Below are 19,809 nucleotides of genomic sequence, written 5' to 3' on the forward strand. Positions count from 1 at the left end.
GAGACGCGCGGCTCAGATCAGCCCGGACTCTTTGAGGAACTGATTCGCCACATCGGAGAACGACTTCTTCTGCACGTCGACGCTCGCGTTCAGGCGCGCCATCGTGGACGCATCGAGCTTCGCCGACAGCGCGTTGAGCAGCGGTCCGAGCGTCGGGTTCGCGTCGAGCGTCGCCTTGCGGATCACCGGCGTCAATGCGTAGGAGGGGAAATAACCCTTGTCGTCCTTCAGCAAGACGAAGTTGAACGCCGGCACGCGGCCATCGGTGGCGAAAACCAGCGCGACATTCACCTGACGATCCTTCAGCGCCTGATACGTGAGGCCCGTGTCCATGCGCTTCACGTCACCCTGGCTGAACTCGAAACCGTATTGCTTCTGCAGCGGGCGCAGACCGTCCGGACGCGCATAGAACTCGGAGTTGCAGGCGAACGTGAGTTCCTTGCCGTCCTTGATCGCTTTCGCGAGATCGCTCATCGTGACGATGCCGAGCTTCTTCGCTTCGTCCTGATTCATCGCGAACGCGTACGTGTTGTTCGCCTTCGACGGGTTCAGCCACACGAGGCCCTTCGCCGCATCCAGTTCCTTGACTTTCTTGTAGGTGTCGTCAGGCGAGAGACGGTCGTTGACCTTGTTGTAGGTGATCAGCGACGTGCCGGTGTATTCCCAGTACACGTCGACCTGGCCGTTCTCCTGCGCCTGACGCAGCACGGCGCTGCCCATGCCGTCCTTCTTCGTCACGGTGAAGCCTTTCGCCTCGAGATAACGCGCGGTCATCTCGGCCATCAATTGCTGCTCCGTGAAGTTCTTTCCGCCGACCACCACCGACGCGGCACTTGCGGCTGTGCTTGCGAACATCGAAATAAGGATGCCGAACGATACAGCGAATAACTTTCTCATGGTCTCTCTCACCGTTGCGAGTTCAGGTTAATAAGTCAGGTTTGCGGATTCACGCCGCGCGAAACGAGCAGGCGCTGCATCTGCCCGACGAACGCATCCGTGAAGATCGCGAGCAGCGCGGTCGGAACGGCGCCCGCGAGCAGCATGCCGAAATCGTTAAGATCGATGCCGGTGAAGATCAGCTCACCGAGCCCGCCGCCGCCGATCAGAAATGCGAGCGGCGCCGTACCGACCGTGATCGCCAGTGCCGTGCGGATGCCCGCGAAGATCACATAGAGCGCATTGGGAAGCTCGACGCGCCAGAGAATCTGCCACGGCGTCATGCCCATGCCGGTCGCGGCTTCGATCAGCGAGCGCGGCACCGCGCGCAGGCCTTCGTAGGTGTTCAAGGCGATCGGCAGCAGCGTCGCGACCCACAGCCCGAAGATCGCGGGCACCGCGCCGATGCCCATCACGCTCATCGCGAGGGCGAGCAGCGCGAGCTTCGGCACGGCCTGTCCCGCGTTGAGCGACTGCATCACGACGGCCGCGCCGCGCTTTTGCGAAGGACGGCTCAGATAGACGCCCGCCGGAATCGCGACGATGATCGCGAGCACGCCCGCCACCACGACCATCATCATCATGTGCACGCCCTGATAGACGATGTCGCTGCGGTACTGCACGATGCTTTCCCACCAACTATCCGCGTGCGCCTGCGTGCTCAATGCAAGCAGCGCGACTGACAAGAGGCGTTTCATGCGTGCTCTCCTGCGGGAAGCTTCAACATATCGACGATGCGTTCCTGACTCACATAGCCGACGAAGCGGCCGTCGTCATCGATGGCGGGCATCCACGATGCGCCGCTCGCGAACATCGTCGAAACCACTGTGCGCAGGTCATCTTTCTGGCTCGCGGTGGCCTGCACGGGCAGCGCGTGCGCCGCCGTGATCGGGCCTTCGACTTTCAGCAGGCGGTCGACCGTGAGATAGCCGTGCGGTTTGTCGGCGGCATCGACGAGCACGATCTGTTCGACACCGTGCTTTTCCATCATCGCGCGGGCGCGCGTGCTGTCCTCGCCGACGCGCACGAGGCAGTCGCATGCGCCGAGCGCATCGCGGGCACGCAGCAGACGCAGACGCTTGAGCGCCCGGTCCGAACCGACGAAGCCTGCGATGAACGGCGTCGCGGGCCGCGCGAGAATGTTGTCCGGCGAATCGAATTGTTCGAGATGGCCGTTGCGGAAGATCGCGATCTTGTCGGCCATTTTCACGGCTTCGTCGATGTCGTGGCTCACGAACATGATCGTCTTCTTCACCTGCTTCTGAATGCGCAGGAACTCGTCCTGAATCAGTTCGCGGTTGATCGGATCGATGGCGCCGAACGGTTCGTCCATCAGCATGACGGGCGGATCGGTGGCGAGCGCGCGGGCCACGCCCACGCGTTGCGCCTGACCGCCCGACAGATCCTTCGGATAGCGCGTGAGGTACGTGGCCGGATCGAGCGCCACGATCTCCAGCAGTTCCGCCGCGCGGCGGCGCGCCTTCGCCTTGTCCCAGCCGAGCAGCGTCGGCACCACGCTGATGTTTTCCTCGACCGTCATGTTCGGAAAGAGCCCGATCTGCTGGATCACATAACCGATGCGGCGACGCAACTCGACGACTTCGAACTCGTCCGTATCGCGTCCTTCCAGATAGATCTTGCCGGAGGTGGGACGCACGAGACGGTTGATCATCTTGAGCGTCGTGGTCTTGCCGCATCCCGACGGCCCGAGCAGCACGCAGATCTCGCCCGCGCCGACTTCCATGTTGATGCCGTCGACGACCGGGCTCGCCGCGCCGTCATATCGCTTGGTAAGGTTGGAGAGCTTGATCATGATCTATTGCGCGTGTCCGGTTTGTTTGCGAAAGCCCGTCATGGCGGAGAGACGCAGCGCGAGGCTGCCTGCGCGGGAAGGCGCGCGAAGACCCTTGGGCGTGAGAAAGCGTTGAACCCATGAAAGACCGATATCGGCGGCGATGGCGAGCACGCTCACCAGAATCGCGCCAGCGATCAACTGACGCGGGTCCGATTGCGAAATGCCGCGGCTGATGAGCTTGCCGAGGCCGCCCGCGCCGATATACGCCGCGATCGCCGCGATGCCCACGTTGATCACCACTGCCATGCGCACGCCGGCCATGATGATCGGCAACGCGATCGGGATCTCGACCTTGCGCAGACGCTCGCCGGTCGTCATGCCCATGCCGCGCGCGGCTTCACGCAGCGCCGGATCGATATTGGTGATCGCGGTGTAGGTGTTGCGCACGATCGGCAGTTGCGAATAGAGGAAGAGCGAGATGACCGTCGGCAGAAAGCCGATGCCCTGGCCGATCACGGAGAGGACGGGGATCATCAGGCCGAACAGCGCGACGGAGGGAATCGTCATGATGATCGCGGCGACATACAGCACGATCTTCGCGAGGCGTTGATTGATGGTGATGACGATGCCGAGCGGCACGCCGGTGATGATCGCGAGTCCGACGCCCACTCCGACGATCTCGATGTGCTCGGCGGTCATCCTGGCGATGCTTGCCAGGTTGTCCCAGATGAAGGCAAGGGTTTCCACTATGTCTCCTGAGCTCCTTCGTTGAAGAGCCGTGTCTGTGTTTGGGTCCTGCTATGGACTAAACGATAGAGCGGAGTGGGGACATATGGCTAACATCGACCCGACATTGTTTGTCACAAAAGCGGCATGACGCACACGTGACTACAATTTGTTCTTTTAAATCAGACGTGTATGAAACTAGGGGAATGTACGGTACGGTCAATGCGATGCGGCATCGCGGCGCACGCGCAGGTTGCGCCAGGCGAGCGCGAGGAGGGCGGCGGTCACGCACATCGAGAAGAAATACAGGCCCGCCGGACCCAGGCAAGTCATCACGAACGAAGCCGCGATCGGGCCGATACTGCCGCCGAGCGCGAACGTCAACAGCAGGCCGGCGCTCACCGCCACGCGTTGATGCGAAGCGATCCAGTCGTTCGCGTGCGCGACCGATACGCCGTAGATGGTGAAGATGAGACTCACGAAGAGATACGCGACGGGTTGCACGAACGCCGCGCCGTGAAAGACGAACAGCGTGGCGCTCGCGATCATCAGCGTGAAGGCAATGCCGCGAATCACGCGCGTGCGATCGAGCCTGTCCGACAGATGAGCGAGCGGCCATTGCGGCAGCAGCGCCGCGATCAGCGCGACGCCCATGAAATGCGATATCTCGTCGACGGCATAACCCGCGCCGCGCATGTACACGGGATAGAGCGCATAGAACGTGCTGTTGAGCAGACCCGACGCGAAGCATCCCCATAACGCGAGCGGCGCGTCGCGCCATAGCGCCGGCAACGCCTTGAGCTTTGTCTTCGGCGGCGATTCGAGCGGACCGGCCGGCTCGGGCCGTTCATCGCTGTTCGCGACGGCAACGCGCGCGAGACTCGCGGGCACGAGCGACAGCGCGAAGAGGCCCGCCACGAGGCTGAACAGTTCGAAGCCATTCGGACTCGCGACGCCGATGAGAAACTGCCCCGCGCCCACGCACAGATAGGTGGTGATGAGATACACGGAGAACACTCGTCCGCGAAAGGCATTGGGCGCGACGCCATTGAGCCAGCTCTCCATCACGGCGAAGATGCCGACGAGCGAAAAGCCCGTCATGAAGCGCAACGCCATCCAGACGGGCGCCTGCGAACTGACCGCATAACCGAGCGCGCTGCACGCGGCGAGCGCCGCGAAGGCCGCGAACGCGCGATGATGCCCGACGCGCGCGATGATCGCGGAGCCGCGCCATGCGCCGAGCATGAAGCCCGTGTAATAGGCGGCCTGAACGAAGCCGATCGTCGAAGCCGGAAAGTTCGCATGGACCATGCGCAGCGCGACCAGTGTGCCGAGCAGGCCATTGCCCATCACGAGCAGCGCGAAGCCGAGCAACAGGCTGGCGATCGACGAAACGATGCGGCCAAAAGGAGGCCCGGTGTCATCGCGTTTATGGCATTCACCCGCAACACTCATGCTGCCCAGTTCTTCAGTGCTCACGCTCTCGCCTCGAATGAATGCGCGCCGGATCGACGGCTCACTATAAGGACGGGACCGCACCGGCGTGTAGCACGGGAGCGACATCGCCTTGCACGCAGGCGGCATTGTGCGTTGGACAGGCCGGGCGCGGTGTTTGCTCATGTGTTGGTGACATCATCCTGTCATACGGAAATGGACCAATCACTGAAACGCCTGACAGAAAGAATCGCGCGGCAGATCGCAGAGCGCGAGGCGTCGCTCGTGTCTCTGCGCGCGAGCGCGGAGCATGCGCAGACGAAACACGACCGCGAGCGCATTCTTCTGACGCTCGCCGTGCTCGACGACGAACTCGCCGGATGGCGACAGGTAGCTGCCCGCATCGAGCAGTCGGTGTTGTTCGAACCGCGGCAGCATCGCGCCATTCGCATGCCGGCGCTGCGCTAATTCGAGCACGCGCTGCGTGCGCGCCCGATTTGTTGCAACATGACGTGAGACCCCCGATTTCGAACGAATACACGTGCGCGCGTCACGGTCGCGACGATCGGCACGCCGCGCGTTTTCCATGGAGAACCGCAATGACCGTTTCGAATGACACGCCTGTCTGGTTCATCACCGGATGCTCGACCGGTTTCGGCCGGGAACTGGCGTCGGCGGTGATCGGGAAGGGCTGGCGTGCGGTCGTGGCCGCGCGCGATCCGGACAGTGTCGCCGATCTCGTCGAACGCGCCGGAGATCGCGCGATCGCGGTGCGTCTCGACGTCACGCGCGCCGATGAAATCCGCGCAGCGGTCGACGATGCTCATGCCGCTTTCGGCCATATCGACGTGCTCGTGAACAACGCGGGTTTCGGCTATCTCTCGGCCGTGGAAGAGGGCGAAGACGACGAAGTGCGCGCGATGTTCGAGACGAATTTCTTTGGCGCCGCCGCGATGATCCGGGCCGTGCTGCCGCGCATGCGCGAGCGTCGCTCGGGGCACGTGGTCAACATTACGTCGGTGGGTGGGCTCGTCGGCAATCCGGGCAGCGGTTATTACGCGGCGACGAAGTTCGCGCTCGAAGGCCTCGGCGAAGCGCTCGCGCGCGAAACCGAAACGCTCGGCATCAAGGTGACGGCGGTCGAGCCGGGACCGTTCCGCACGGATTGGGCGGGGCGGTCGCTGAAGCAGACGCGCAATGTCATCGACGATTACGCGCAGACCTCGGGCGTGCGGCGCGCGGCGATCGCGCAGCGCAGCGGCAAGCAGCCGGGCGATCCGGCGCGGGCCGCGCAGGTGATCATCGAAGCGGTCACGTCGGCCGAGCCGCCGGGGCATCTCGTGCTCGGCGGGCCGGGGCTGGAACTGGTCCGCACGAAGCTCGCGAAGCTCACAGCCGAGATCGATGCCTGGCTGACGCGTAGCGAGTGGACCGACAGCCCGGAGCGCTGATCATCATGAGGCCGTTGTGCGCGGAGGAACGACATATTCTCTCGCTCGTCGCCGATGACGCCGCGGCGCTGCACGTCGCGCCGCCACGCGTGCGCTTCGTCGCGGTTTCCGCCGGACCGTGCTATGAGGCCTTGTTCAACCGCATCGAGATCGATCGCGCCACGCTCGCGTTGCCGGAGCCGCTCCTGTGTATCGTCGTGGCGCACGAAGTCGGCCATGCGACGCAACGCAGGACGATGCTCATCGACTTCGCGTGGACGAGCCTCTGCGTTGCCATGCTCTTCGCGATCCCGTGCGTGTTCTTCGCCAGCTCATCCGATGAAGACCTGTGGCGCGTGAGCGTTCCCGGTCTCGGTTTCGTGCTGGCGTACATCGCGTGCTGGAAGATTCGGCGCGCGCATGGTGCAAGCCGTTCGGCCGCTCTCGAACTCGATGCCGACGCGAAAGCCGCATCGATCTGCGGTCCTGCATCGGCGCTCGCCGCGCTCGAAGCGATGGCCGCGCGCGGACACATCGACGCTGCACGCATCGAAGCGATGCGTGCGCTTTCTTACAAATAGCTTCCTAAAAAAGACGAAGCACGCGCACCCGGTCGAGGATGCGCGTGCTTTTATCAATCAAAAAGGCTTACTGCGCGGGTGCGGCGGGAGGCGGCGTCGTCGTTGACGAGGACTTCTTGTGGTGTTTCTGGCCCTTCTTGTGATACGCGGGGCGCGACTTATTGGACGGATAGTCCGCAGCCGCGAACGACAGTGTCGGCGCAGCGAACGCTGCCAGGACCAGAAGCACGAGGGATTTCTTCAAGGACGTTTTCATCGCAGACTCGTTTGGAGGTGATGGCCTTAGAAACCGGCAAAGCAACGCGGGAATTGCCGCTTCGCACGGTGAGCAACATGAGACTCGATTCCGGTGCAACAAAGAGGGCCACTGTCCCGGTCGCGTTCAACCATCTGAGCGCCGGGCGGCGGTCCTGCTTCGGCAACAGTATATTGCACAAAAAAGTGCAATTTCAGTGAAGGGGTACTCAAGTGCCTGATCAAGCAAGATTTTGTCGCTTCGTAGTGCTTCGATAGCTGCGTTTGAGCGCGGGTGGGTCCGCGACAAATGTCATCGACTGCATCTACTATCGTGCCTGTTCTCAACTCAGGGACGACCCAGTGAAAGAAGACGACATCCGCAGGAATGCCTTCGCCATGCCTGTGCACAATCCCGCCTACCCGCGTCCGCCGTTCCGTTTCCTCGAGCGCGAGTACTTCATCATCTCCTATGAGACCGATCTCGACGCGTTGCGCGCCGTGGTGCCCGAACCGCTCAAGGTGGACAACGGTCTCGTGCATTACGAATTCATTCGCATGCCGGATTCATCGGGCTTCGGCGACTACACCGAAAGCGGTCAGGTGATCTCCGTCATCGATCCGGATGGCAACAGGGGCAGCTACACGCACGCGATGTATCTCGACGACGAAGGCCCGATCGCGGGTGGCCGCGAGATCTGGGGCTTTCCGAAGAAGCTCGCGTCGCCGCGTCTTGGCGTCGATGGCAAGGACACGCTGCTCGGCACGCTCGATTACGGCACGCAACGCATCGCGACGGGCACGATGGGCTACAAGTATCGTCCGCTCGATCTGGAAGCCGAGCGCAAGAAGCTCGCCGATACGCCGAACTATCTGCTGAAGGTCATCCCGCATGTCGACGGCACCGCGCGCGTGTGCGAACTGGTTCGCTTCTTTCTGCGCGATGTGAGCGTGATCGGCGCATGGGAAGGGCCGGCCGCGCTCGAACTGCATGCGCACGCGCTCGCGCCCGTGGCCGATCTGCCGGTGCGCAAGGTCGTCGGCGCGCGGCATGTCATTGCGAATCTCACGCTCGATATCGGCGAAGTCGCCTACGACTATCTCGCGCCGCCCGACGAACTCAAACTCGCCGTCAATCAATAAATTCGCATCAATCGAAAGGATCAACCAAATGGCATTGCAAGGAAAAGTCGCGCTCGTCACGGGCGCAGCGAGCGGCATCGGCGAACAGACCGCGAGGAAGCTCGCGGCAGACGGCGCGGCGGTCGTCATCGCCGATCTGAATCTCGCGAATGCGCAGACGGTCGCGGACAGCATCGTCGCGGCGGGCGGCAAGGCAATCGCCGTGTCGATGGACGTGACGAGCGAAGACGCGGTGAACGCGGGCATCGAAGAAACGGTGGCGAAGCTCGGCGGCATCGATGTGCTGGTATCGAACGCGGGCATCCAGATCGTCGCGCCGATCGAAGAGTACGCATATGCGGACTGGAAGAAGATGCTCGCGATCCATCTCGACGGCGCGTTCCTGACGACGAAAGCCGCGATCAAGCATATGTACGCATCGGGCAAGGGCGGCTCGATCATCTACATGGGATCGGTGCACTCGCATGAGGCATCGAAGCTGAAGTCGGCGTATGTCACGGCGAAGCACGGCTTGCTGGGACTGGCGCGCGTCGTCGCGAAAGAAGGCGGTCCGCGTGGCGTGCGCGCCAATGTGGTGTGCCCCGGTTTCGTACGCACGCCGCTCGTCGAGAAGCAGATTCCCGAGCAGGCGAAGGCGCTCGGCATCTCGGAAGAAGACGTCGTGAAGAACGTGATGCTGAAGGAAACCGTCGATGGCGAATTCACGACCGTAGCCGATGTCGCGAACACGGTCGCGTTCCTCGCGGGCTTCGAATCGAATGCGCTGACGGGGCAGTCGGTCGTCGTGAGCCACGGCTGGTTCATGCAATAAGGAGAATTCATGCGCCGCAGTCAACGCAACACACTCACGCGGCCGAACGATGTCGCGCTGCCGGACTACGATGATGTTTGCCTCGTGCTGCAAGGCGGCGGCGCGCTGGGTTCATATCAGGCCGGCGTGTTCGAAGGGCTTGCCGAAGTCGGCGTCGAACCGACGTGGACGTCGGGCATTTCCATTGGCGCGCTGAATACCGCGATCATCGCGGGCAATGCGCCTGAAGACCGCGTGGCCGCGCTGCGCGGTTTCTGGAACACGATCTGTCAGCCCGCGGATCTGATCGGGCACGTGGGCGCGTTCGTGCCCGCCGCCTTCGGCTTCGCCAATCTCGGCCGCAAGTTTTCGAGCATGTGGGCGGCGGCGCGCGCGCTGACCGAAGGACAGAAAGGTTTCTTCTCGCCACGCGTGCAGGTGCCGTCGATCCAGACGAAGAGCAGGCGTCCCAGCGAAGTGAGCTACTACGATACCTCGGCGCTGCGCGCAACGCTGCTGCAATTCGCCGATTTCGATCGCATCAACGATGGGCCGATGCGAGTGTCGGTGGGCGCGGTGAATGTGCGTACCGGCAATCTCGTCTACTTCGACAATACGAAGATGCGTCTCGCGCCCGAGCATTTCATGGCCTCGGGTGCGTTGCCGCCGGGCTTTCCGGCGGTGGAGATCGATGGTGAGTTCTACTGGGACGGCGGCCTCGTATCGAATACGCCGCTGACGGAAATCATCCGCGAAAGCCAGCACAAGGACACGCTCGTATTTCAGGTAGATCTGTGGAGCGCGCGCGGCACGCTGCCCGGCGATTTTCTCGATGTGAGCGAGCGCACGAAGGACATTCAGTATTCGAGCCGGACGCGCGCGATCACCGACTTCGTTTCGCATAACCAGAAGCATGCGCGGCTCATCAAGGAACTGCTGGAGCACGTTCCCGAGAAAGTGCGGCGCACGCATCCGGGGTTGCGCGAGGCGCAGCAGGTCGCGGATGGCGGCGCGGTGAACGTCGTGCATCTCATCTACAAGAACAAGTTCTTCGAAGGACACTACAAGGACTTCGAGTTCAGCAACGACACGATGGACGAACACTGGGCGAGCGGTCTCGACGACATTCGCCGCTCGTTCGGGCATCCGGAGTGGTTCGAGGTGCCGAGCCATGATCTCGGCTTCGTGACGCATGACGTGCACCGCTTCGAGCCTGCGCCGAAGGCGACCGCCGAGATGCCGAAGGCGGTGGCGCAGAAGCTGGATGATGTGGATGTGGTCGAAGGGATTTGAAGCCGACGCGGGTTTCCATTACGCTGATCCACTCGTCACGACTTCGAGTAACGTCATGCCCGCCTGGAAGCCCGCCGCTTACCCCTCCGTCAGCCCCTATCTCGTCTGCGCCAACGCCGAAGCGATCATCACGTTTCTCGAACGTGTCTTCGAAGGCGCATTGATCCGCCGTTTCGATCGTCCCGACGGCTCGCTGATGCACGCCGAGGTACGCATCGACGACAGTGTCGTGATGATCGGCGGCGGCGCGACGGATCAGCAATCGTCCGGTCCGCACATCCACGTCTATGTGCCCGACGCGCAAGCCGTCTACGACCGCGCGTTGCAACACGGCGCGCGCAGCGTGCAGGCGCCCGAGCGCAAACGCGCCGATGACGACTTCCGTGGCGGCTTTTGCGATGCCGCCGGCACGACGTGGTGGGTCGCGACACAGTAACCGGCTAACGTTTTTTTCTCCTCGCGCGCGCCTCGGGCTTGCCGAGACTCTCGCGCAGCGCGTCCGTCAGCGTGTTCAGAAACTGATCGACCACGGGCGGCAGACGGCGCTCGCGCATCACCGTCACCTGCAGCAGACGTTCGTTGAGCAAAGGCTCGTCGATAGGCGTGGCGACGAGCGTCTGCCGGCCGGGATCGCCTTCGAGCGCGACCGCGCTGCCCAGCGTGATCGCGCCAGTGAGCGCGGCGAAATGATGCATGGCGCTCGAGTTGTTGCTCGTAAGAACCGGCTCCAGATGCACGCCGCGCGCCGAACAACACCAGTCGATCAACTGGCGCACGGTGGTGCCGCGATCGAGCACGGCAGTGGGGTACTGAAGGATATCGTCGAGCGTGAGGCCTGGCTTGCCCGCGAGCGGATGCGTCGGCGGCAGCAACGCGCACACCGGCGCCTTGACGCTGTATTCGACGCTCAGCGCCGTCGATGTCGAGGTCGAAAACGCGAGCCCGATATCCACTTCGCCGCTCGCGACCCAATGCTCGACTTGCCCGGGCGTGCCGGAGCGCATCACGAAGCGCGTGCGCGGGTGCTCGCGATAATGCGCCGCCATCACGCTCGGCAGAAAGCAGCGCGTGAAACCCTCCGTGCAGCCGATGCGTACGATCCCGCGCCCGAGCGCATGCATGTCCGAGATTTCGTCGAGCACCGCGTCGCCATCCATCAACGCGCGACGCGCGTGCTGCACCAGCAGTTCGCCCGCTTCGGTCAGGATCATGCCGCGCGGCATGCGCTCGAATAGCGGCGTGCCCGCCTGTTCCTCCAGTTTCGCGATCTGCCGGCTGATCGCCGATACCGCCACGTGAAGCTGTTCCGATGCCGCCGCGAGCGAGCCGACGCGCGCGACTTCCACGAAGTATTTGAGTGCGATGCCATGCAGCACGAAGCTTTCCCCGATCGTCGAGCGTTGCCTTTTTGGCAATGCTATCCGCAAATTTTGAAATTGTCGCGAATTATTGGCGTTCCTAGACTGGCCGGAATTGCAGTGATCATTTCATCCGGAGACGTCGTGAAAGAGCCCCATAACACTCGAAAAACCGCCATCGATATAGCGTGCCAGTCGTTCGATTCGGGCGTGTTTTTGGCCGATTTGCAGCGCCGCGTCGCGGTTCGCACCGAGAGCCAGAACGGGCCGAATGCCGCGCTGCACGCCTATCTGACCGATGAAGTCAGCGACACGCTCGCGCGTCTCGGCTTCACGGCGCGCGTGATCGAGAACCCCGTCGCCGACGGCCCGCCGTTTCTGATCGCCGAACGGCACGAGTCGGACCGCGCGCCGACCGTGCTGACCTACGGCCACGGCGATGTCGTGCGCGGCTACGACGAGCAATGGCGCGCGGGCCTGAAGCCGTGGGAGATCGTCGTCGACAAAGACCGCTGGTACGGTCGCGGCACCGCCGACAACAAGGGCCAGCATTCGGTCAACTTCGCGGCGCTCGCAGCGGTGCTCCAGGCGCGCGACGGCAAGCTCGGCTACAACGTGAAGGTGATCTTCGAGACCGGCGAGGAAATCGGTTCGCCGGGTCTCGACGAAGTCTGCGCCGCGCACAAGGACGCGCTCGCAGCCGACGTGTTCATTGCGTCCGATGGCCCGCGCGTCTCGGCGGAGCGACCGACGCTCTTTCTCGGTTCGCGCGGCGGCGTGCCGTTCGAACTGACGGTCGATCTGCGCGAAGGCGGGCATCACTCGGGCAACTGGGGCGGCGTGCTGCGCAATCCGGCGGTCGTGCTGTCGCATGCGATCGCGAGTCTCGTCGATCGCGACGGGCGCATCGCTGTGGAAGGATTGCGGCCGCCGCCGATTTCCGCTGCGGTCCGCGCCGCGCTCGCCGATATCGAACTGGGCCGCGACGAAAGCTCGCCCGAGATCGATCCGACCTGGGGCGAACCGGGCCTGACGCCGACCGAACGCGTGATCGGCTGGAATGCGCTCGAAGTGCTCGCGATGAAATCCGGCAACGCCGATGCGCCCGTCAACGCGATTCCGCCCGCTGCGAAAGCGGTGTGTCAGTTGCGCTTCGTCGTCGGCACGGACTGGGAGAACTTGCAGACGCATCTCGAACGCCATTTCGCGGCGCACGGCTTCACCGAAGTGAGCGTGAAGGCGACGCGCGGCACGCCCGCGACGCGTCTCGAACTCGACGATCCGTGGGTCCACTGGGCGCTCGATTCGATGCGCGCGACCACCGGCAAGAAGCCGGCCTTGCTGCCGAATCTCGGCGGCACCGTGCCCAACGACGTCTTCGCGAAAACGCTCGGCCTGCCGACGCTCTGGGTGCCGCATTCATATCCCGCCTGCAATCAGCACGCGCCGAACGAGCACGTGCTCGCGCCGGTCATGCGCGAATCGCTCGGCCTGATGGCGGGCCTCTGGTGGGATCTCGGCGAAGCGGGCGAGGCGATCGTCGCCACGCGCAACGCCCGTTGACAGACGACTTCACTCACACGCGGACATCATGAACAAAAAGCCTCTGAGTCTGACGCAGATCGTGCTCGCGACTTCGGTCGGCAACGCGCTCGAATGGTTCGATATCGCGATCTATGCGTTTTTCGCGGTGTATATCGCGAAGAACTTTTTCCCGGCCGCGAACGAGACAGCGTCGATGCTGCTCACCTTCGGCTCGTTCGGCGCATCGTATCTGGTGCGGCCGATCGGCGGCATGGTGCTCGGCGCCTATGCCGACAAGCGCGGGCGCAAGGCGGCGCTGATGATGTCGGTCGGCCTGATGATGATCGGCACGGCGATCATCGCGGTGATTCCGACTTACGCGTCGATCGGGCTGATCGCGCCGGCGGGCGTGTTCATCGCGCGTCTGATCCAGGGCTTTTCGGCGGGCGGGGAGTTCGGCGCGTCCACGGCCATGCTGATCGAGCACGCGCCCGACCGGCGCGGCCTGCTCGCGAGCTGGCAATTCGCGACGCAAGGACTCGCGACCTTGCTCGCGTCGCTCTTCGGTTTCGCGCTCGCCAAGCTGATGCCCGCCGCCGAACTCGCCGCGTGGGGCTGGCGCATTCCGTTCTTCTTCGGCTTGCTGATCGGGCCGGCGGGCCTGTTCCTGAGGCGCTATCTGGAAGACGCGACCGATTACACCGAAGCCGAACACACGGCCACGCCGGTGCGCGATGTGTTCGCGCGGCAAAAGACCTTGCTGCTGATTTCGATCGGCGCGCTGACGGTATCGACGGCAGTGAACTATCTGCTGCAGTACGTGCCGACCTTCGCGATGCGCGAGCTGCATCTCGATGCCTCGACGGGCTTCGCGGCGAGCACCGTCGCGGGATTGATGCTGACCTTGGTCACGCCGTTCGCGGGCCATCTGTCGGACAAGATCGGGCGCGTGAAGCAGATGTCGACCGCCGCGTTGCTGCTCTTCGTGACGGGGTATCCGGCGTTCGCGTATGTCGTCGGGCATGTGTCGGTGCCGGCGCTGTTCGCGCTCGTCGCGTGGCTCGCGCTGCTCAAGGCGATCTACTTCGGCGCGTTGCCGGCGCTGATGTCGGAGATCTTTCCCGTGTCGACGCGCGCGACGGGCATGTCGATCGGCTATAACATCGGCGTGACGGTGTTCGGCGGCTTCACGCCCGCGATCATCATCTGGCTGCTGAGCGCGACCGGCAGCAAGGCGGCGCCAAGCTTCTACATGATGTTCACGGCGATGATCAGTCTCGCGGCGCTGGCTGCGGTGAGCCGGGGCAAGGGCGGGATGGGGGCGTTGCGCGTCGCGGCGTGAGGGCGGCTGCCCGCCGCATGCAGCGGGCAGTCCTCGCACAGCCGTCCTTACTTGACCTCTTTTCTCTCGATCTTCTTGCCCGTCTCCTTGATGTAGCGCTCGACATACTCGTCGGTGAGCTTGCGGATCGCGCGTCCGATCTTCCGGTAGTCGGACTCGTTGAGATTCGCGAGCGATACACGCCCCGACGGATGCTTCGTGCCGAAGCCCATGCCCGGCAGCAGCACGACGCGCGCGTCGGTCGCCAGACGGAACAGCAGTTCCGACGCCTCGGTGTGCTTGAGCAGCCAGTCGACGAATTCGCGCCCGTACGCACGCTCGCCGAAATACTCCATGTCGATGATCGAGTAGTAGTCGACCTGATTCGCGTCCTTTTCGTCGAACGCAATGCCGATCTCTTCATAAAGCGCGCGCTTGCGGCTGCGGATCAGGCGCTTGAGCGCGTCCTTGTAGGCATCCGGCGTGTCCATCAGCGAGAACAGCGAGAACAGCACCATCTGCACTTGCTGAGGCGTCGACAGTCCCGCGGTGTGATTCAGCGCGACAGTGCGGCTGTCCGCAACCAGCCGGTCGATGAACTTCAGCTTGTCCGGCTCGGTCGTGATCGACTCGTAGCGATGGTGCAGGATCTTCTTCGTGTCCTTCGGCAACTCGGAAATCAGCTTGTCGAGGATGTTGTCCTTGTGCGTCGCGATCGTGCCGAGCCGCCAGCCCGTCGCGCCGAAATACTTCGAGTACGAGTAGACGAGAATCGTGTTCTTCGGCGCGAGCGCGAACAGCGACACGAAGTCGTCGGCGAAGGTGCCGTACACATCGTCCGTCAGCAGGATCAGATCGGGGCGTTCCTTGACGATCTGCGCAATGTATTCGAGGCTCTCGTCGCTGATCCTCACAGAGGGCGGATTGCTCGGGTTCACGAGGAAGAACGCCTTCACCTTCGGATCGCGCAGCTTGTCGAGTTCGGCCTTCGAGTATTGCCAGTTGTTCTCGACATCGGCGTCCAGATTCACGACTTTCAGGTCGTACTCGCCGAGCGTCGGAATCTCGATGTACGGCGTGAAGATCGGGCGGCCGAGCGCGATGGTGTCGCCCGCCTTGATCAGATGGTTCTGCTTCATCGTGTTGAAGATGTACGTCATCGCGGCCGTGCCGCCTTCGACGGCGAAGATGTCGAACTCGCCGACGAACGGATACTTGCCGATCATCTCGCGCCGCAGATATTGCCCGACGATGACTTCCGAGAGCTTGAGCATCCGGTCCGGCACCGGATAGTTCGACGCGAGAATGCCTTCGCACATCTCATAGAGGAAATCGTTGCCCGACAGGCCGAGCTGATCGCGCACATACGACACCGCGCCCGCGAGAAACGCGATGCCGGGCACGCCCTTGTTCTCGCGCAGGAACAACTCGAAGCGCTCGCTCAGCCCTTCACGCTTCGGAAAACCGCCGACGCCCTCGGGCATGTACGCGAACGAGCGCTCCGACTCGCGCATCGCAAAGAGACCGAGCTGCCAGAAGCCGTGGCGCGGAATCGTCGCGAGAAAGTTCGGGTTGCCGCGTCCGGCGTTCAGCATCGAGATATTGGCCGGACGTTCGACCGCTCCGCCGCCCGCCGCCTTGATCAGCTCGTCTTTCAGTTCGAACGGACTCAATGCCTGCAGCGCTGCCTGATCCTTGCTCTTGTTGGCCTTTGCCATGATGCGTTCTCCAGTGAAAGATTCAAACCAGACCGACGACGAGCGGTCCCAATAATGTGAGCAGCACGTTCGCGATCGCGTAGGTGATTGCGAACGGGACGGTCGGCACGGCGCTTTCGGCCTTGTCCAGCACGCCGCCGAAAGCCGGGTTCGCGCTGCGCGAGCCGGACAGCGCACCCGCCAGAATCGCCGCGTTGTCGTACTTCAGCACGTAGCGACCGAACAGCATCGTGAGCAGCAGCGGGACCATCGTCACGACCACGCCGAGCAGGAAGATCGTGACGCCGAGCTGCTTGATCGTCGTCACGGCCTGCAATCCCGAGTTCAGACCGACCACCGCGACGAACGCCGCCAGCCCGAAGTCCTGCAACAGGCGCGATGCGGCGGGCGGCATCACGCCGTACATCGGATGCTTGCCGCGCATCCAGCCGAACACGAGGCCCGCGAGCAGGCAGCCGCCGCCCGACCCGAGCGTGAGCGGCACGCCGCCGATATTGACCACGACCAGCCCGATCAACAGGCCCACGAACATGCCGACGCCCATATAGATGAAGTCGGTCTTGATCGAGTAGGGCAGCTCGTAGCCCGTCGCCTCCACCGCGCGCTTCGTGTCTTTCGCGGAGCCGAAGTAGGTGAGCACGTCGCCGTGTTCGAGCTGTGTCTCGGGCAGAATCGGCACCGGCTGGCCGACGCGCGTGATGCTTTCGAGGAAGACGCCGTGGCGCAGATCGCGGTCGACGGTCTCGCGCACTTTCTGGATCGTCGTGTGGTTCAGGCCTTTCGCGGTGAACACGGCCTGGCGCGTCTGCATGACCGCGCTGACATCGGTGACGTCCGATATTTCCGTGCCGATCCTGGGCGCGACGGGCACCATGCCCTCGCGCCGCCCGACCACGAGCACGATGTCATCGGCGGCGAGCACGACGTCCGGCCCCGGCTCGATCTCCTTGCCCGCGCGCCGGATCTTCTCGACCGACACGAAATCTTGCGCCGCCATTTCGATCTCGGAGACCTTGCGTCCCGCCGCCGGTCCGACCCTGAACGCCCGTCCGACCAGTTCGGGCAGCGCCGCGAGTTGCCCCGGCCCGCGCGACGGCGTGCCGCCCGCGAGCTTCGCTTCGGCATCGAGCGCGGCGGAGCGCAGGTCGCGTCCCATGAACTTCGGCAGGATGTTCACGCACACGATGATCGCGCCGAGCGAGCCGAACACGTAGGTCACCGCGTACGCAATGGCGACGTCCGACTGCAGCGATTTCACTTCTTCGGCGGGCAGGCCGAGCCGCGCGATGGCATCGCCCGCCGTGCCGATGATGGCTGACTGCGTGAGCGCGCCGCCTGCGAGGCCCGCTGCGAGCCCCTTGTTCAGATGGAAAATCTTCGCGCAGATGATGACGGTCACGAGCGCCGATACGGCCAGAAACACCGCCATCGCGATTTCACGCAGCGTCTTGCGGTTGAGCGAGTTGAAAAAGCCCGGCCCCGAGTCGTAGCCGACCGCGTAGATGAAGACGGCGAACATCACCGCTTTCACGCCGTTGTCGATCGACACGCCCGCCTGGCTGATCACCACGGCCGCCAGCAGCGAGCCGCCCACGCCGCCGAGCTGGAACTTGCCGAAGTTGATCTGGCCGATGAAATACCCCACGGCCAGCGACAGGAACAACGCTATCTCGGGTGACTTGTGAAAGATGTTGTGTATCCAGTCCATCGTGCCCTCTCATTGAAAACGCGAACATGTACTATGCACCGATGTGGTGCTGTCTTCCTTGCTCAATCGCAAAGCCGCGCCTCCCTGACGATCGACGCCGGTTGTGTCCAATTGGCGCATGGCGCCCCTTCAGCCCTGGAACTGCGCGGCCAACCCGACGACCACCGGCCCCATCAGCGGCAACAGAATGTTCGACAGCGCATAGGTGATCGTGTAGCCGATGACGGGCGTCGAATTGCCGGTGACGGCCACGAGCGCGCTGATCGCGGGCGTGCTGCACTGCTGGCCGGCGATTGCCCCGAGCAGCATCGGCGGATCGAGTTTCAGGAACATCCTGCCGATCCACAGCGAAAGCAGACCCGGCACCAGCACCATCAGAATGCCGACGACCGGCAGCGCGAGGCCGTACTGATGCACGAGCTTGATCGCATCCGGCCCGGCCGAAAGGCCGACTGCGGCGATGAAGGTCGCGAGCCCGAAGTCCTTTAGGATCTGCGCTGCCGCCGGCGGCAGCGAACCGACGATCGGATGGAACGAGCGGATCCACCCGAACAGCAGTCCCGACAGCAGACATCCGCCGCCCGTGCCGAGCGCGAGCGTGACGCCGCCGAACGTGCCCGACAGCCGGCCGATCGCCATGCCGACCAGCACGCCCAGGCCGAGATACACGAAGTCGGTCTTCAAGGTGGCCGGCAGCAGATAACCGAGCCGCTGCGCGCCGCGCAGCACGTCGGCCTTCGCGCCGACCAGCGTCAGCACGTCGCCGCGATTGAGCACGGTGCCGGGCAGCGCGGGCACGCGGTTCTCCATCCGCGTCACGGCCGCGATGTAGATGCCGCGTCCCTGCGCGGGGTCCGCGCGCTCGCGCAACTGACGGATCGTCGCGCCGTGGGCGTCCTTGCGCGTGAGCACGACGTCGACCATGTCGGCGAGCGCCGTCGAAAAATGATGACCCGACGCGACCTCTTCACCGAGCGTCGGCGCTGCCTCGATCAGCGCCTCGCGCCGCCCGCCGACCAGCACGAGATCGTCAGCCGCGAGCATCAGGTCAGGCGCGACGGCCAGCGGCGCGCCGCCGCGCTCGATCTGCTCGACGGTCAGGTTGTGGCCGTATTGCGCCTCGAACGCGCCGACCGTGATGCCCGCCGCGCGGCCCACGCGAAACGCGCGCCCCACGAGCGCGGGCGCGGCGAGCCGCTCGCCATCGCCCAGCGAATCGCCGCCGCCGAGCTTGCGCCACACGCGCTCGGCTTCTTCGCGCAGATCGACGCGCATCAGCAGCGCCGCGAACTGACTCGTGAAGAGCACGATGGTGATAAGCCCGAACAGATAGCTGACGCTGTAGGCGGTGACGATATTCGCCTGCAGGCGCAGCGTGTCGGCGTCGGGCAAGCCGAGCTTCGAGACAGCTTCCGACGCCGTGCCGATCACGGCCGATTCGGTCGCCGCGCCCGCCAGCAGCCCCGCTGCCGTGCCGGGATCGAGATGCAGCAGCGCGACGGCGAGCAACACGAGCACGAGCACCGAGACGATTTCGACGATAGACAGAACCCCATAGCGCCAGCCGCGCCCGACATTGGCGAAGAACTGCGGGCCACCGGTGAAGCCGAGCGCGAAGATGAAGAGCGCGAACGCGACGTTCTTGAGGTCGGGTGACAGGCGCGCACCCGTCTGGCCGAGCAGCAGCGAAACGATGAGCGTGCCGCACACGCCGCCCAACTGGATCGGGCCGATCTTGAAAGAGCCAATCAGATATCCGAATGCAAGACTCGCGAACAACGCAATTTCCGGCTGAGACCTGAACAATTCAGCGATCAT

At 63.8% G+C, this 19,809-nt stretch carries 19 protein-coding genes; 9 read left to right on the forward strand and 10 right to left on the reverse strand.

Features of this window, described 5'->3' with window-relative positions; genetic code table 11:
* Positions 1-12: 12 nt before the first annotated feature.
* The 5 genes from NK8_RS27520 to NK8_RS27540 all read right to left on the reverse strand — a co-directional run bounded on the left by NK8_RS27520 (position 13) and on the right by NK8_RS27540 (position 4,936).
* Positions 13-897, reverse strand: coding sequence for a glycine betaine ABC transporter substrate-binding protein (locus tag NK8_RS27520; protein WP_162069956.1), 885 nt, complete (start codon positions 895-897; stop codon positions 13-15).
* Positions 898-932: 35 nt separating this feature from the next.
* Positions 933-1,520 carry an ABC transporter permease gene (locus NK8_RS27525; RefSeq protein ID WP_225936516.1) on the reverse strand — a complete coding sequence of 196 codons (588 nt, stop codon included), beginning with the start codon at positions 1,518-1,520 and terminating at the stop codon, positions 933-935.
* Between the two features lie 110 nt (positions 1,521-1,630).
* Positions 1,631-2,749, reverse strand: a complete 1,119-nt coding sequence (locus NK8_RS27530) for an ABC transporter ATP-binding protein (protein WP_213232893.1) — start codon at positions 2,747-2,749, stop codon at positions 1,631-1,633.
* A 3-nt stretch (positions 2,750-2,752) separates the two neighbouring features.
* On the reverse strand, positions 2,753-3,478 hold the full coding sequence (locus tag NK8_RS27535; protein WP_162069953.1) for an ABC transporter permease: 726 nt from the start codon (positions 3,476-3,478) through the stop codon (positions 2,753-2,755).
* 198 nt (positions 3,479-3,676) lie between these two features.
* On the reverse strand, positions 3,677-4,936 hold the full coding sequence (locus NK8_RS27540) for an MFS transporter (protein ID WP_213232894.1): 1,260 nt from the start codon (positions 4,934-4,936) through the stop codon (positions 3,677-3,679).
* A 171-nt stretch (positions 4,937-5,107) separates the two neighbouring features.
* On the opposite strand from NK8_RS27540, the gene NK8_RS27545 reads away from it, so the two are divergent.
* The 3 genes from NK8_RS27545 (at position 5,108) to NK8_RS27555 (ending at position 6,902) form a co-directional block, all read left to right on the forward strand.
* Positions 5,108-5,359 (forward strand): hypothetical protein, encoded by a 252-nt coding sequence (locus NK8_RS27545; protein WP_162069951.1) that lies wholly within the window; start codon positions 5,108-5,110, stop codon positions 5,357-5,359.
* A 131-nt stretch (positions 5,360-5,490) separates the two neighbouring features.
* Positions 5,491-6,342, forward strand: a complete 852-nt coding sequence (locus NK8_RS27550; protein WP_213232895.1) for an oxidoreductase — start codon at positions 5,491-5,493, stop codon at positions 6,340-6,342.
* Positions 6,343-6,347: 5 nt separating this feature from the next.
* On the forward strand, positions 6,348-6,902 hold the full coding sequence (locus NK8_RS27555) for a hypothetical protein (RefSeq protein ID WP_213232896.1): 555 nt from the start codon (positions 6,348-6,350) through the stop codon (positions 6,900-6,902).
* Positions 6,903-6,969: 67 nt separating this feature from the next.
* Here NK8_RS27555 and NK8_RS27560 read toward each other — a convergent pair whose 3' ends face one another.
* Positions 6,970-7,158 carry a hypothetical protein gene (locus NK8_RS27560; RefSeq protein WP_162069734.1) on the reverse strand — a complete coding sequence of 63 codons (189 nt, stop codon included), beginning with the start codon at positions 7,156-7,158 and terminating at the stop codon, positions 6,970-6,972.
* 341 nt (positions 7,159-7,499) lie between these two features.
* Between NK8_RS27560 and NK8_RS27565 the strand changes: the two genes are divergently transcribed.
* Genes NK8_RS27565 through NK8_RS27580 form a run of 4 tightly spaced genes read left to right on the forward strand, consistent with a single transcriptional unit; the run spans position 7,500 to position 10,798 of the window.
* A complete protein-coding gene (locus NK8_RS27565; protein ID WP_162069948.1) occupies positions 7,500-8,279 on the forward strand; it encodes an acetoacetate decarboxylase in 780 nt (259 codons plus the stop codon).
* A gap of 28 nt (positions 8,280-8,307) precedes the next feature.
* A complete protein-coding gene (locus NK8_RS27570) occupies positions 8,308-9,090 on the forward strand; it encodes a 3-hydroxybutyrate dehydrogenase (RefSeq protein WP_213232897.1) in 783 nt (260 codons plus the stop codon).
* Between the two features lie 9 nt (positions 9,091-9,099).
* The gene (locus tag NK8_RS27575; protein ID WP_213232898.1) at positions 9,100-10,362 is read left to right on the forward strand and encodes a patatin-like phospholipase family protein; all 1,263 of its coding nucleotides are present in this window, start codon (positions 9,100-9,102) and stop codon (positions 10,360-10,362) included.
* A 55-nt stretch (positions 10,363-10,417) separates the two neighbouring features.
* Positions 10,418-10,798 carry a VOC family protein gene (locus NK8_RS27580; RefSeq protein WP_213232900.1) on the forward strand — a complete coding sequence of 127 codons (381 nt, stop codon included), beginning with the start codon at positions 10,418-10,420 and terminating at the stop codon, positions 10,796-10,798.
* Positions 10,799-10,802: 4 nt separating this feature from the next.
* Here NK8_RS27580 and NK8_RS27585 read toward each other — a convergent pair whose 3' ends face one another.
* Positions 10,803-11,738: a LysR family transcriptional regulator gene (locus NK8_RS27585; RefSeq protein ID WP_213233225.1), complete on the reverse strand. Its 936-nt coding sequence runs from the start codon at positions 11,736-11,738 to the stop codon at positions 10,803-10,805.
* 126 nt (positions 11,739-11,864) lie between these two features.
* On the opposite strand from NK8_RS27585, the gene NK8_RS27590 reads away from it, so the two are divergent.
* Positions 11,865-13,283 (forward strand): M20 family metallopeptidase, encoded by a 1,419-nt coding sequence (locus tag NK8_RS27590; protein ID WP_213232902.1) that lies wholly within the window; start codon positions 11,865-11,867, stop codon positions 13,281-13,283.
* Positions 13,284-13,308: 25 nt separating this feature from the next.
* Positions 13,309-14,586, forward strand: a complete 1,278-nt coding sequence (locus NK8_RS27595) for an MFS transporter (protein WP_061177843.1) — start codon at positions 13,309-13,311, stop codon at positions 14,584-14,586.
* Positions 14,587-14,633: 47 nt separating this feature from the next.
* On the opposite strand, the gene NK8_RS27600 is transcribed toward NK8_RS27595, so the two are convergent.
* The 3 genes from NK8_RS27600 to aspT (NK8_RS27610) form a co-directional block, all read right to left on the reverse strand.
* Positions 14,634-16,283 (reverse strand): bifunctional aspartate transaminase/aspartate 4-decarboxylase, encoded by a 1,650-nt coding sequence (locus NK8_RS27600; protein ID WP_162069942.1) that lies wholly within the window; start codon positions 16,281-16,283, stop codon positions 14,634-14,636.
* A 22-nt stretch (positions 16,284-16,305) separates the two neighbouring features.
* A complete protein-coding gene (gene aspT, locus NK8_RS27605; protein ID WP_213232904.1) occupies positions 16,306-17,991 on the reverse strand; it encodes an aspartate-alanine antiporter in 1,686 nt (561 codons plus the stop codon).
* 129 nt (positions 17,992-18,120) lie between these two features.
* On the reverse strand, positions 18,121-19,809 hold the full coding sequence (gene aspT, locus NK8_RS27610) for an aspartate-alanine antiporter (RefSeq protein WP_213232906.1): 1,689 nt from the start codon (positions 19,807-19,809) through the stop codon (positions 18,121-18,123).

This window comes from Caballeronia sp. NK8 (assembly GCF_018408855.1).
Classification (GTDB): domain Bacteria; phylum Pseudomonadota; class Gammaproteobacteria; order Burkholderiales; family Burkholderiaceae; genus Caballeronia.